Origin of the sequence: Mesorhizobium sangaii, from assembly GCF_014207355.1 — a bacterium.
GTDB classification, from domain to species: domain Bacteria; phylum Pseudomonadota; class Alphaproteobacteria; order Rhizobiales; family Rhizobiaceae; genus Mesorhizobium; species Mesorhizobium sangaii.
The window spans coordinates 51,783-65,059 of the sequence record NZ_JACHEF010000010.1 but is presented as its reverse complement, the minus strand read 5'-3'; the positions used below and the strand labels follow the sequence as shown (position 1 = coordinate 65,059).

Below are 13,277 nucleotides of genomic sequence, written 5' to 3'. Positions count from 1 at the left end.
GTGCGGAAAACGGACGGTTTATGGACAATACGTGCAGATGAAGGACCATGACCGACGAAGCGCCTGCGCAGGCTGGTACCCCCCTTCACGGGCAGGTGCGAAGGGCAGCTGACAGGCTCAGTGAGATTGTTGGCGATCATATGAACGCCGCATCATTCTTCGTGTTAGGCTCGATCAAGCTCACTTCCAGAATTAAATCTTACCCACCGCATTAGCACTTACTGTTTCGCACCGTATTGCTGGCGCGCTTCCAGGATACTGCCGATGTGGTCGGTAGCCCACGTCTGCAGGGCCGCCAGGGACGCCATCAAGCGGGCTCGGTTCACGAGCACCGCGTGCGCCGTAAGGCGTTCCGACGCCGTCAACATTTTCTTGGTGGGTTGGAGCTTTGGTTCAACTTGCCAAGAGCGGCGCCATGATGGTTTGATGATTAAAAGGAGATAAACCACTTGGCCACCGCCCCCTGGGCTGCCTTAGTCCTTGAATAGGGCGGCGTGGTCCGCCGCATAGGTCTCAAGTGACCGCGGGGGTTTGCCGGTCAAGCTCTCAACGCCGTCGGCGACAGCAGCCACCCACCCTTCGCGGACGGGATAGAAGATCGAGGCGAGATGGCTTGCAAAGTCGGCCGGCATGCCAAATCTAGCCAGATTGGCAATGAAGGTCTGGTCATCGACAGGCTGATATCGAATCTCTTTGCCTGCGACTGTGGAGAGAATTTTCGCTGCTTCTTGGTAGCTTAGCGCAGACGGACCAGTCAGGTTGTAGGCTCTGCCGTCAAACTGGCTGGTCCTGAGGGCGGCCGCAGCGCTTCCTGCGATGTCGCGGACATCGATGAAGCTCGACTTGCCATCTGCGGCCGGCACGGCGATCACGCCCTGCGCCTCGATCCCGGCAAGCCACGATAGGTGGAAGTTGTCCGCAAACCATGTGGGCCGCACGATCACGAAAGGCGTCCCACTGCGTTCGAGGAACAGCTCGGCCTGGCGGTAGGGCGTCCTGTCGTCGGCATCGACGCCGAAAGCCGTCTGCAGCACAACCTTTACATTTCCTTCGATCGCCGCCCGCAATATCGGCATGAGGTAATCGGAAACATCGAGGCGGCCGTTGGGGACGAGAACATAGACGCGGTCCACCTCATTAAAAGCGTCCCTGTAGGTTGACGGATCGGTTTGATCGAACCGGATCGCTTCTGCCCCGGTAATGGCCGTCGCAGCGCGCGAGGCCGCTTTCACCCGTTCACCGGCAGCGACGAGCTCGCGGACAAGGACTTGCCCCACGTTGCCGGTCGCGCCGACCACGAGAATCTTTCCTGACATGATGTATTTCTCCTAATATGGTATCCATATGATACCTGCTGTTAGCGAGATACTACCTAGTCAATAAGGAACCATGTGTTAAGAGGGAACCATGAGCACACCTGGTACCACCGAAGGAACCGTGCCGTCGGGGCACGCGAGCCCAAATGTATTTTGCGAGCACTGCCCAACGCGGCTTGTGCTGGATCGCCTGTCGGACAAGTGGGTCGTCCTCATTCTGGCGCGACTCTCGGAAGGGCCTAGGCGTTTCAATCAGTTGCGCAGAGAGATCGAAGGGGTGGCTCAGAAAATGCTGTCCCAGACACTGAAAAAAATGGAGCGCGACGGCCTTATCGGGCGCCAGGCTTTCGCTACCGTTCCTGTTACAGTGGAATATTCGATAACGCCGCTAGGACTGACGCTGGCAAGTAAGGTCGTGGAGATTGCGCACTGGGCCGAGGAAAACATCGAGCAGGTATTGGCTGCGCAAGCCAGCTATGACGCCAATTAATAGTATTGTTGGCTTCGCAGGCGCGCCCAGCTGCCTGGACTTTCTTGCGTGCGCGGGGGAGCGCCGCGACCAAGAGCCACCATATCAAAGACTTTGCGCGGAACGCATGCCAGGTCGACGTCCGCCGCGTCACACGACGGTATCTGGCGACCAATGCTCCTGCTTGTCTGTTGTAAGGTGGGGCCGCAAGATCTCTGATCGGTGGGACGGCCGTGGAGGACGATGATGCCGAGCAGTCTTTGAGCCGACTAGATGGTCACGTCCTCACGGTCGCACGAGGCCTCAAAGATTGGGGTCGAGGGCGGCGATATCGGTTCCTGGCCCGCGAAATTCGGCGAAGATTTACGCTTCTCGAGCGCGTGTTGTCATGACAAAGCCATCCTCTGAGGGCGCCAACGTGATGTTTACATCACCGATATCCGACAGCCTCTCCACATGGGTCCCTCCGCAAGGGATGATGACCTCGATGCCATCGAGGTTGCATCGCCACTGCCGAATTCCATCAAGCAATCCCTCGGAAGGCGTCAAACTGACCAACGAGTTCGTTTCCAGCCAGCGACCTGTCGTTCCGCTGATTTCCGCACCGACGATATGAAGTTTGCTGAGGAAGGCATCGCGATCAAAGCCCTTCTTCTTCAGCGACTTGCCCAATCGATAGACGTCCGTGGACACAGTCGGCTCGATAGAGGAGTTCTCTATTGCGGCCTTGTCGAGATTTGGCCGCCCAAGCGCATCGCTATCCGCGAAATCCTTCGTCCAGAACGGAACTGAAGCCGCATTCAGTGCCAACGCGGCAAGATGCGCCGCTGTATGCGGTATCGAGAGTGCCTTACGTCTACGCGGTTCAACCGTGAAGCGTGCTTCCTCGCCGACATAAGGACCGAGGTCACGATCCGACTGAACGATATGTACGACTACGCCCTGCCATTCCCCCTCGCCCTTCCTGACGGCTTTCGCTTCCTCCCCCATCAAAAGCACACCGGCGCCAGCATCGACCAGGCCTGTCCAAGCATCCGCAATCTCAACCACTACTCCATCCGCGAAGGTTATCTGACCTAGATCGGCGGGTTGGTCCGGCCAGCGAAAGCTGACGGGATGCACCGGCGTTCGGTCTGCGATGACGAGCCAACCATCTGCACAAGGCGCTGCAAATTCGATCCTGCCTTGTCCGGCAAGGGCACCACCCGGGAAGGTCACGAAGGTGCCGGCCGTGATCGAAGTCTCGAATTTCATGCTTCTGCTGCCTTTCCGATACGCCGGATCCAGGTTTTATTTTTGTCTAAGAATAAGACGCGCCCTGCCTCAAGTTCGGAAAGACGGCGAGATTGGTGAGGCGCTCATCCTAGTCGGGAAGGTGTTTGCCGACTTCCCGCAATCAGATTCTCCGGATGCGATGACGAATCAGCCCTGTTCGGACTTCCGGGCGGCGGCTGCAAGCATCGCCTCACCAACGCGCCGGTCGCCTTGGGCGTTCAGCATTTCGCCGGCATTGCTGATATCGCGGACCTCTTTGTTCTGACTGAGCTTGGTTTTGCCGACAAGACGAGTGACCTCGATCTCGAGACCGACGATTGCCTTGACCATTGTGTCGATAAAATCCCTCGGTGCGTCTCCCATCTTCCACGGGACAGGCTGGGCCGCCTCGTGCCTGTGAGTCAGTTTGGCGACATTGCGGCGGACATAGCGTTCATCGTCGTGGATTGTGATCCGTCCATATGCATGTGCGACGATGTAGTTCCAGGTCGGCACCTGTTTGTGGAACTCCTGCTTGCTTGGATACCATTGCGGCGAGATGTAAGCGTCGCCGGCGCGGAACACCACAAGAACCTCATCGCCGGTCGCCACGTCCTGCCAAACCGGATTGTTGCGTGCGACATGGCAGCGAAGGGTACCGTTTTCACCCTGCGACCTATTGAGGTCGAAGGGAATGTGATTGGCATCGAGCCCGCTCCTGCCATGGGTGATCAATACGCCGAGGGCGCTCGTCTCGATCAGATCGTGGAGAGCCTCTTGACTGGGTTCGTCGAAATGTGGGGGTACATACATGAAGGTTCCTTCACTGTCGGGCGGTTCACGGTTTATCGGAAAATGCCCGCCGGCAGGCGTTCCAGCGCCTCGACGATCTGACGCTTTGCTACAGCGGAGAGCGGCAGGATCGGGCGCGGAAGTTCAGCGCGGCAAATGTCGAGCAATTCGGCGAGCACATAGACGACGCGGAGGCTGGAGAACTGCTTGAAGAGATCCCAGATTGGCGTCAATGCGGCGCCGAGGCGGCGTGCTTCGGCCGCATCGCCCGTCTGCGACGCCCTGACAATCTTCATGCAGACCTCGGGCAGGATGCCGGCCAGCACGCTGTACCAGGTGTCAGCACCAGCGATCATGGCCTCAGTGGCATTCCAATCGCCGCTGTAGCCGATCGAAAAGCCTTCCGGCACGATGCTCCTCTGCCCAGCCAGATGGCTCTCGATCGCTTCGCTCTTGTCGGTTGGATTTTTGATGGCGACGATCCCCGGCACCTTGGCCAAACGGCTGACAAGTGCGGGAGTGAAATGGAAATGCGTCGTTCCGGGATTGTCGTAGATGACAATCGGAAGGCCACCTTCGCGCGCCACGGTCGAGAAATGTTCGAACACCTCGTCCTCGGTGAGCGGGGTGTACGAGACAGCCGCAAGCAACCCCGCGGCAGCGCCGAGGGCCTTGGCGTCCTGCGCGAGCTTGACCGCCTCGTCGGTACGCAGCGCGCCCACGCCCACCACGACCGGCGTCTGCCCACCGGCTTCGTCCAAAGCTTCGGCAAGGGCCGCTCGCCGCTCCTCGCGCGTGAGGTAAATGTAGGTGCCGGTGCTGCCGAGAAGGCCGATGGAATCGACCTTTGCGGCGCAAAGCCGTCTAATCAACCTGCGCAGGGCCTTAGTATCGACGCGGCCGTCACGGTCACTCGGCGTGATGGGGAATGCGGAAAGCCCGCTCAGGAATGCCATTGCGTTGCTCCAGATTTCTGCATGAGCGCCAGTGATGTTGGAAGCGAGATGGGAACCGGCTTATCAGAGCAGGTCCAGCGCCTGCCTCAGATCAGCAATCAAGTCGCCGGCGTCTTCCAGACCGACCGAGAGACGCATGAGGTCCTCGCCAACGCCATCGGCAAGATGAGCGTCCTTGCGGACGCTTTTACGGGCACGTGTCAGACTGGCCGGATGGCAGATGAGGCTGTCAGCATCCCCGAGGCTGACAGCTCGAGTGACCAGGTTGAGCCGGTCCATCATGCGGCGCGCACCCTCGAACCCGGCGTGGAGGCCGAAAGCCAACATGCCTGATCCCTCGGACATCTGCTTTCGGGCAATCGCCTGATCGGGATGCGAGTCGAGGAACGGGTAGCTCACCCAGGCCACCGCGGGATGCGCCTCGAGCGCTTGCGCGGTTGAAAGAGCCGTCGCGCTGTGCCGTTCCATGCGGAGCGTCAGCGTCTTCAGTCCGCGCAGGATCAGGAACGCCGACAGTGGTGACAGTGCCGCTCCGGTGATGTAGCGGAGACCCGTTTCGTGCAGCGTGTGGAGTGTCTGAGCGTCACCCAAGATCACCCCGCCGAGAGCATCGCCGTGGCCGTTGATATACTTCGTCAGCGAGTGGATCACGATATCGGCCCCGTGTTCCAGCGGCCGCTGGAGTGCCGGCGAGGCGAAGGTGCTGTCCACCGCCACCTTAACTCCGCGAGCGTGTGCGCGTCCGGAAATTTCCGCGATGTCGAGGATGCGGCTCAGCGGGTTGACCGGGGTCTCGAAGAAAACAAGCCGGGTCCGGTCAGTGATCGCGCCATCGAGATTGCTTGGCTCGGACAGATCGACCGCGACGACCTTGATCCCAAAACGCGGGACCGCCTGTTCGACCATGGCGAGCGTGTTCGCGTAAAGCGTCTTGTGCACGACGAGTTCATCGCCCTGCGACAGCAGCGAAAGGATCAGCGTGCCGAAAGCAGCCATCCCGGATGCCACGACCAGACTCGCCTCGGCTCCCTCCAGATTGGCGAGCCGTTTCTCGAGGATTTCCGTCGTCGGATTGTATTCGCGAGCGTAAAGCCTGCCGCCGAGCGCGGCTGCGGCCTCATTAGCCGCCACGCTCTCGAAGCCGTATGTGGAGGTCAGGAAGACCGGAGGCTGGACTGCGTTCGAAAATCCGATCGGATCGTAGCCAAAATGGATTGCGCGGGTGGCGAAGCCGAGGTCGGCGTCGCTGTGCGACCGCTCCGGAGCACACATCTTGATTGGATCGGTCGTGCGGGTCATCAGTTCGTGGCGTCCTCTTGGATTTTCGGCAGAATGCGCTCAGACTGGTTTATATGAAATGTCCAGTTGGCGATGATTGAAATGGTCCAGTCTCAAGATCCCGGTTCCGAGGGCCGTGTGCATGCCATGGGTGCACGCCAGATTTACATGGCGCTTCGAGACCAAATTCTTGGCGGTGTCTATGAAACCGGCAGTCACCTGCCGTCCTCTCGGAGTTTGGCGAGTGAGCTCGGCGTTTCGCGAACGACGGTCACTGTCGCTTACGACCAGCTGGCCGTGGAAGGTTTCATCGAAGTTCGACAAGGCGCACGACCCCGCGTTGCATCATCATTGCTCGAAGACAGCCCGAGCAGCGCGCGCTTGAAACGAGCCGGCCCGGTTAGACTGTCCGCTTATGGGGGACGCCTGCGCGCCAGTCCGCCCTGGCCGGATTACTTGCCGAACGCGCCGAAAATTGATTTCCGCTATGGTGATCTGGCGCCGTCCGATTTCCCGGCGCTGATCTGGAAGCGCGCCATGAACGCGGCGATGGCGCAACGTCCCGTGCGACTGGCCTATGACGATCCCCGCGGATCGCGTCGCCTGCGCCAGGCGCTGCAGAGTTATCTCTGGCGGGCCCGAACGTTGAGCTGCGACCTCGAGCAGATTATCATCGTCAGCGGCTCGCAGCAGGGTCTCGATCTGTGCGCGCGCCTGATGCTCGATCCCGTGGACCGCTTCGTCATCGAAGACCCGTGCTACCGGATGGCTCGCCAGGTCTTTGCCAGCACAGGGGCCTCGCCTGTCTCGGTCGTTGTCGATCAGGATGGGATGAAGACGGACTTGCTCAAAGGAGTCGAGGCGCGGCTGGCCTATGTCACGCCCTCGCACCAGTTCCCGCTCGGCGGCGTCATGCCGATCTCGCGCCGGCATCAGCTCCTGGAATGGGCGCGGCGCAACGACGCCTATGTGATCGAGGATGATTACGACAGCGAGTACCGCTACGACATCAATCCGGTGCCCCCGTTGCACAAGCTGGAAGACTGCAGTTCTGTGATTTATCTCGGCACGATTTCCAAGACTCTCTCGCCGATGCTGCGCATTGGCTATCTCGTGGTCCCCCCGGAATTACAGGACGTCTTCGCGGCGGCCAAACAACTCCTGGACAGGCACTCTCCGGTGGCCGAGCAGGAGGCTTTAGCAATGCTGATCGAGAGCGGCGCCTATGAAAGCCATGTGCGCCGCGTGCGCCGGCTGAACGGTGAGCGCCGGGAGAGCCTGCTGAGTGCCCTGCGACACCGATTCGGAGATCGGATCGCCATCGAGGGCGCCGACGCCGGGCTGCACGTTGTCGTCTGGTTCAAGGAGCTGCCGCGATCACTGGAAGCACCGCTGATTGAAAAGGCGCGACACTCAGGTGTGGGCATACACTCCATTTCCCCCCTATACGATCGTCGCGAAACGGGCGAAGGCCGTGCTGACCAGGTCGGGCTGGTCATGGGCTATTCCGCCTTGAGCATACAGCAGATCGAGAAGGGTGTTCGAATTCTGCTGGAGGCTGTCGAACAGATGAAAGGAGGATTCCCCGAGACCAATGGCGACGATGGCTTGGGGCGGGGCGACGATAAGCCGGGCTTGTGACATGAGCAGCCAGCCACCTTCAGCGTACTGGACTGGAAAAATATCAAAAAACTGGCACTGTTGATCAGACCAGTTCCCCAGCAGAGTTCTCCCGGGATTAGGTCCGTTGCCGTGGCTCCCCTAAAGGTCGGGGAAGAGCCCGTGCATATCCTAAATCCTGGCTCTCACTTTAAGGCTGCGGCCATGGTTTTGGAGGACAATGCATGACTTGGCGGGGAACGCTGCTTCACATCCACGTTGCACCCGCGGCGTCCTACGAGATGGAAGAGTTGACGGAAGCACAACTCGTTGCCGGGCGCGGCATTGTCGGGGATCGGTACTATCTGGGTACGGGGACCTACTCTCCGAAACCCGACGTGCGCGAAGTGACTGATCGAGGTCGAAGTCCTGGAAGCCATGGCACAGGGCGAGCCCAGGATTCCGGGTTTCAAGGCCAAGGTCGCGCCCGAAGATCATCGGCGGAACCTTACCACGCGCGGCGTTCCCTTGGGGCACCTGGTCGGCACGCGCTTTCGGATCGGGGAAACCGTCCTGCGGGCGGCGCGGATGAATTTTCCCTGCAAGTATATCGAGCAACTGCTCGGCATTCCCGGTCTCTACGAGGGCCTTCTGAACCGCTCTGGCCTAAACTGCGCGATCGAGGTTGGCGGCGTGATCCGCCCCGGTGATCCGATTCTACCAATTGACGGGTAATCGATATGGCCTCGCCCCGCATCATCATGAATGCTGCCAGCCTTCGAACCGGGCTCACACGTCGATGTTCATCTGCCTGATGGGAAAGTGCGCCAGTATTCGCTCTGCGGCGATCCGACAGGTCTGAGCCGCTACACAATCGCCGTCAAGCGCGAAGAGGTTGGTCGCGGCGGCTCGGCGTGGATCCATGACGCAGTGGCCGTCGGATGCACCCACCCGGTTTCTGCTCCTCGCAATCATTTCTCGCTTGCCCAACGCGAAGGGCCAACCGTGCTGCTGGCAGGAGGCATCGGAATCACCCCGATCTTGGCAATGGCGCGCGCCCTGGAGCGGGAGGGCAAGCCCGTACCAGCTGCACTACTTCACCCGCAGCCGAGCACTCGCGCCTCTGTTGTCGGTCATCGAGCGGGAGCTCGACTGCAACACCGTGTGGCTGCATTTCGACGACGAACCGGAGACCCGGGAGGATCTTGAATCCTTGCTATCGACGCGTTCCTCCGACGCACAGCTCTATTATTGCGGTCCACCAGGTTTCATGGCGGCCGTGGATCGGGCAACCGCGCACTGGCCGGAAAGAACCGTGCATTTCGGCTTTTCAGCCGCCGGAACACGACGATGCGCCACCCGAACCTTTCACGATCACCCTTCGTGACGGGACAGTGGTTCCTGTCGCGGCCGATACCTCGGCACTCGCAGCGCTGCGCGCCGCCGGCGTGCTGCTCATGGCGTCGTGTGAGAACGGGGTTTGCGGGACCTGCGAATGCGGAATTCTGGAAGGGCAGCCGATCCATCGGGATGCTGTCCTGTCCAAGGACGCTCGGACTCATCGGTTCATTCCATGCGTATTGCGCGCAACCGGAGTGCTGAGACTCGATCTGTGAAGACAGCCCCTATCTGGAAACACCGATGTGACGCATCACTTGCGCAGAATTGGATGACATCGAAAACTGCCTATTTGAACCAAATCGAGCGGCGTGTCGCCTGGACGATACATAATGCCAACCACGTGCGGGAAGGCGATGGCCACCAGGCCTCCTTCGCCTCTCTCCGCACGATCATGACCGCGCTTTATCACGCCGCATTGTCGTCCGCAGGACCGGGTGGCGGTCAGGCCCCATGCCGCACCGATCTTCCACGCGATTCAGTACCTGTCGGGGGATCAGACGCGCGAGAAACTCGAAAACTTTGTGGCTCCCTTGAGCAGCCGCCGGGTGCCTTGCGCGGTTCCCACGATGTCGGTTGCGCAAGAGCCAGATCCATCCGAAGCCGATCACGACGGATGGGTCATGACTCTTCTGCGCGTTCGAGCACAGCCATTGAAAACAAAACAGGCTGATCGTCCGCGGCAGCATAGGAGTGCGGCTGATCGGTGACGAGCCGCGCGGCTTCGCCGGCCTGCAATGTCATAGTCTCCGAGCCGACGGTGATGTTGAGGCTTCCTCGCACGACCGAAAGAAGCTCACGGGTGCCCCGGCTGTGAGCGTCCGAGCGATGAACGTCGCCGGGCACAATTGTCCAGGACCAGATCTCGAACATCGTCCGGCCTGAGGTCGAGGCGTCTAATTTCGCCTTGCTTCCTCGCGGTGTTTTCCAAAGCGTAGCTGGGTTGGTGCGCTCAATCGGACCACCCGAAACCTCCTCGGATGACACGCCCAACAGATCGGTAACTGACAGAGAGAAGGCGACCGCCAGACGGCACAACACTCCAATGCTCGGATTGGCCTTTCCCTGTTCGATGGCCACGACGGTGCCCTTCGACAGACCGGAGAGCGCAGCAAGTCCATCCAGGCTCAAAGTCTGGGCCCGGCGCAGATGCTGCACCCTCAATGATAGTGCGGTCCCAAGTTGTCTCTCCGTTGCCTCTGCCGTTTCTTCGTCGGTCATTATATTGACTTCCGCTGACACATTGCATACGGTCAGTATAATGACCGGCGTGAAAAGTTCAACCGCGCTGTCTCAAACTCCAGGATCGTTGCCCGTGGCCATTCTGATCGCCGACAAGGTTTTGCCGCTCGCGGGCGGCCGACCCTGTATCTGCCATGCGAGCTCCCGCTTGGCTCCGTGGTCCCCACATGAGCATCCTGGCCGCAAGCTTGGCCGCAGCCACTTTCGGCGCTGGCGATTTTCTAGGCGGTGTCGCCGCGCGCGACTCGGATTGGCGGCAGGTTGTCTCGGTGGCGCTCGGCGTTGGCCTGCTCGTGCTCGGCGCAGCGGCATGCTTCGGCGGTGGACCTGCTGGCACGCTCCCCATGGCGTGGTGCCTGTCGGCAGGCACTGGGTTCGCGCGCGTCTCCCTCCTCTATCGCGCATTGGCCGAGGGGCAGATGACGCAGGTCGCGCCGCTCACCGCCGCCGTCGCCATAGCCGTGCCGGCGTTCGTGGATATTCTGGCGGGCAAGGCGGTGACCGGTCCTCTGGTCCTGGGGCTGGTTGCGGCTGGCTTCAGCGCAGCTTTTCTTTCAGGCTTGGTCGGCGGCTGGCGCGATGGCTTGCGGAACCGTTCGACCCTCATGGTCGCCCTCGGGGCCGGACTCGGCCTGGCCCTGTTCTACATTGGCCTCGACAGGGTCGAGGTCGCTGGGGGAGGTATCAGGGGCCTCCTGCTCGTCCGCGCTACGGCGTTTGTGGCGACGGCCGCCGTGACGCTGAGATGCCGAGGTGGGGCGTTGCATCCGCGCTCACTGGGTATTGCCGCCGGGGCCGGTGTTCTCGATGGAACGGCAAACCTGCTGCTCATGATGGCATTCGCCACGGGAGGGCTGGCGGAAACCTCGGCCATCGCCTCGCTATATCCCGTAGCCACGATTGTTCTGGCCATCGCCGTTTTGCGGGAGCGGCCATCGAGATCCCAGGCAATCGGGCTGCTTCTGGTCATCCCTGCAATCTTCCTTCTCAAATCCACCTAAGGAGCTTCTCGATGCACATAGAAACCACGGCAATACATGCGGGTCGGCGCGTCGACCCTTCCACCGGGGCCGTCACCCTTCCGTTCCATCCCAGCACGACCTTCGAGCGAAGCGCGGACGGCTCCTTCCCGTCGGGCTACGAATATATCCGGGATGACAACCCGACGCGGCAGGCGTTCGAGACGGCGATGGCCGCGCTCGAAGGCGGCCAGGCCGCTGTCGCCTTCTCGTCCGGCATGGCCGCGATCACCGCGGTGTTCGAGGGGCATGCTAGCAAGGGCAATCGCATCGTCGTCCCCGACGACATGTATTTCGGCATCCGGTCGCTGATCGATGAAACCGACATCGGGCACAGGTTCGACTTCGTCGCCGTTGACATGCGCGACATGGACGCCGTGCGCGCGGCTGTCGGTGCCGCACCCACCGGCCTCGTCTGGATCGAGACCCCCTCCAACCCGCTTATCCGCGTCGTGGACATCCGGGCGACTTGTGACCTCGCGCACGAGGTCGGTGCGCTCGCGGTGGTGGACAATACCTGGGCGACACCGATCCTGCAGCGCCCGTTCGATCTCGGGGCCGATGCTGTCGTGCATTCGGCAACGAAATACATCGGCGGCCATTCCGACCTGATGGCTGGGGTCGTCGTCTTGCCGGAGGCATCGGCGCTCGAACGCCCCTTGCGCATGATTCAACATCACAAGGGAAGCGTCGCGGCCCCCTTCGACTGCTGGCTGGCGCTGCGCGGGCTGCAGACCTTGCCGGTTCGTATGCGAGCCCATTGCGAGGGTGCTCAAAGGGTGGCCGAAGCGTTGCGAAGGCATCCCGCTGTCGAAGCTGTCCTCTTTCCTGGCCTACCGGGCGACCCGGGGCATGCGTTGGCCGGCCGGCAGATGTCGGGCTATGGCGCCATGCTTTCCTTCATCGTCGGCGGCGGTGCCGAGGCCGCCATGGCGGTTGCTGGCCGGCTCAAACTCGTGGTGCGGGCCACGAGCCTCGGGGGCACGCACTCGCTGATCGAGCACCGCGCCTCCGTCGAAGGGCCGAAGTCGATGGCTCCGTCGGGGCTCTTGCGGCTCTCCATCGGGCTCGAGCATCCCCAGGACATCATTGACGACCTCGATCAGGCTTTGTCGGTGGCCGGATGACTAGGCGGCTTTGTGCGACAGGCACGACCGGTCTCCCACAAGTCCGGGGCGTCCGTCTTACCCGCGATGTTCGATATCGCCCTAATGAACCGTAACGCAGAGCCTTCCCGCAGGACGGAGCAGCCATGTCCTTCACGCCCATGATCGCCCCCGAGATTTACGCCCGGCACTCGAACTTTCACTTGCTGAGCATCGTCGTGCGAAACGCGGAAGTCGGCGTGCCTCAGAACCCGGCGCTCGCTGACGTGATCGCGGCCGCGGAGCAGGCCGCGCTTGGCGACGATGCCCAAAGGGATGCGCATCTTGCGGCCTGGGCCGAAGCCTACCGGGCCTTCGGTACCAACGCTAATCGAACACCCTGCTCGGCTGCGGCGCTTCTCAAGCGGATACGCAAGGATGGCTCATTGCCACGGATTTCCCCGCTGGTGGATGCCTACAACGCCGTCAGCGTGCTCTACGGCATTCCGGTTGGGGGTGAAGACCTGGATCACTATCTGGGTCTTCCGAGACTTCTGATCGCGACGGGCGCCGAGCCGTTCGACACCGTCCAGCAAGGCGAACCGGTCACCGAGCATCCTGAGCCGGGCGAGGTCGTCTGGTGCGATGACGCCGGAGTCACCTGCCGCCGCTGGAACTGGCGCCAGGGGCGGCGGACTATGGTGACGGCCGATTCGCGTTCCCTTTGGCTTGTACTCGAGGCGCTCGAGCCCATGCCTTCGGAGCGGCTGAGGGCCGCTGGGGCGCAACTGACCGGAGTGATTGAGGCACTATGCCCAAATGCCCAGATCGAAACGCTGGGTTGAATACGTCAACCGGCTGCTTGAGCC

Annotated in this window: 13 protein-coding genes and 2 pseudogenes; 9 read left to right on the top strand and 6 right to left on the bottom strand. The window is 61.3% G+C overall.

What is annotated here, in order from left to right; genetic code table 11:
- Positions 1–473: 473 nt before the first annotated feature.
- Entirely contained in the window at positions 474–1,316 is an 843-nt protein-coding gene (locus tag HNQ71_RS31930; protein WP_184878004.1) for an SDR family oxidoreductase, read from the bottom strand.
- Positions 1,317–1,407: 91 nt separating this feature from the next.
- Here HNQ71_RS31930 and HNQ71_RS31925 point away from each other — a divergent pair, with 91 nt between their 5' ends.
- Complete coding sequence (locus tag HNQ71_RS31925) at positions 1,408–1,806, top strand: winged helix-turn-helix transcriptional regulator (RefSeq protein WP_184878002.1); 399 nt, start codon at positions 1,408–1,410, stop codon at positions 1,804–1,806.
- Between the two features lie 342 nt (positions 1,807–2,148).
- Here the strand turns inward: HNQ71_RS31925 and HNQ71_RS31920 are convergent, their stop codons facing one another.
- The 4 genes from HNQ71_RS31920 to HNQ71_RS31905 form a co-directional block, all read right to left on the bottom strand.
- Positions 2,149–3,039 carry a metal-dependent hydrolase gene (locus HNQ71_RS31920; protein ID WP_184878000.1) on the bottom strand — a complete coding sequence of 297 codons (891 nt, stop codon included), beginning with the start codon at positions 3,037–3,039 and terminating at the stop codon, positions 2,149–2,151.
- A gap of 168 nt (positions 3,040–3,207) precedes the next feature.
- Complete coding sequence (locus HNQ71_RS31915) at positions 3,208–3,852, bottom strand: FMN-binding negative transcriptional regulator (protein WP_184877998.1); 645 nt, start codon at positions 3,850–3,852, stop codon at positions 3,208–3,210.
- 32 nt (positions 3,853–3,884) lie between these two features.
- Complete coding sequence (locus HNQ71_RS31910; protein ID WP_184877996.1) at positions 3,885–4,787, bottom strand: dihydrodipicolinate synthase family protein; 903 nt, start codon at positions 4,785–4,787, stop codon at positions 3,885–3,887.
- A 63-nt stretch (positions 4,788–4,850) separates the two neighbouring features.
- Entirely contained in the window at positions 4,851–6,086 is a 1,236-nt protein-coding gene (locus tag HNQ71_RS31905) for a trans-sulfuration enzyme family protein (protein WP_184877994.1), read from the bottom strand.
- Between the two features lie 72 nt (positions 6,087–6,158).
- On the opposite strand from HNQ71_RS31905, the gene pdxR reads away from it, so the two are divergent.
- The 5 genes and pseudogenes from pdxR to HNQ71_RS35140 form a co-directional block, all read left to right on the top strand.
- Positions 6,159–7,706 carry a MocR-like pyridoxine biosynthesis transcription factor PdxR gene (gene pdxR, locus HNQ71_RS31900; RefSeq protein WP_246462246.1) on the top strand — a complete coding sequence of 516 codons (1,548 nt, stop codon included), beginning with the start codon at positions 6,159–6,161 and terminating at the stop codon, positions 7,704–7,706.
- A 203-nt stretch (positions 7,707–7,909) separates the two neighbouring features.
- Positions 7,910–8,399 (top strand): annotated as a pseudogene (locus HNQ71_RS31895) (MOSC domain-containing protein).
- Between the two features lie 391 nt (positions 8,400–8,790).
- The gene (locus HNQ71_RS35150; RefSeq protein WP_246462231.1) at positions 8,791–9,051 is read left to right on the top strand and encodes a ferredoxin reductase domain-containing protein; all 261 of its coding nucleotides are present in this window, start codon (positions 8,791–8,793) and stop codon (positions 9,049–9,051) included.
- 7 nt (positions 9,052–9,058) lie between these two features.
- Positions 9,059–9,280: a 2Fe-2S iron-sulfur cluster-binding protein gene (locus HNQ71_RS35145; protein ID WP_343068299.1), complete on the top strand. Its 222-nt coding sequence runs from the start codon at positions 9,059–9,061 to the stop codon at positions 9,278–9,280.
- Between the two features lie 53 nt (positions 9,281–9,333).
- A pseudogene (locus HNQ71_RS35140) lies at positions 9,334–9,586 on the top strand (transketolase); the annotation flags it as partial.
- Positions 9,587–9,683: 97 nt separating this feature from the next.
- Here the strand turns inward: HNQ71_RS35140 and HNQ71_RS31885 are convergent.
- Positions 9,684–10,283, bottom strand: coding sequence for a helix-turn-helix domain-containing protein (locus HNQ71_RS31885; RefSeq protein WP_184877992.1), 600 nt, complete (start codon positions 10,281–10,283; stop codon positions 9,684–9,686).
- A gap of 188 nt (positions 10,284–10,471) precedes the next feature.
- Between HNQ71_RS31885 and HNQ71_RS31880 the strand changes: the two genes are divergently transcribed.
- The 3 genes from HNQ71_RS31880 (at position 10,472) to HNQ71_RS31870 (ending at position 13,253) form a co-directional block, all read left to right on the top strand.
- The gene (locus HNQ71_RS31880) at positions 10,472–11,305 is read left to right on the top strand and encodes an EamA family transporter (RefSeq protein ID WP_184877990.1); all 834 of its coding nucleotides are present in this window, start codon (positions 10,472–10,474) and stop codon (positions 11,303–11,305) included.
- Positions 11,306–11,316: 11 nt separating this feature from the next.
- The gene (locus tag HNQ71_RS31875; protein WP_184877988.1) at positions 11,317–12,450 is read left to right on the top strand and encodes a trans-sulfuration enzyme family protein; all 1,134 of its coding nucleotides are present in this window, start codon (positions 11,317–11,319) and stop codon (positions 12,448–12,450) included.
- Between the two features lie 125 nt (positions 12,451–12,575).
- Positions 12,576–13,253, top strand: a complete 678-nt coding sequence (locus HNQ71_RS31870; protein ID WP_184877986.1) for a B3/B4 domain-containing protein — start codon at positions 12,576–12,578, stop codon at positions 13,251–13,253.
- Positions 13,254–13,277 lie beyond the last annotated feature (24 nt).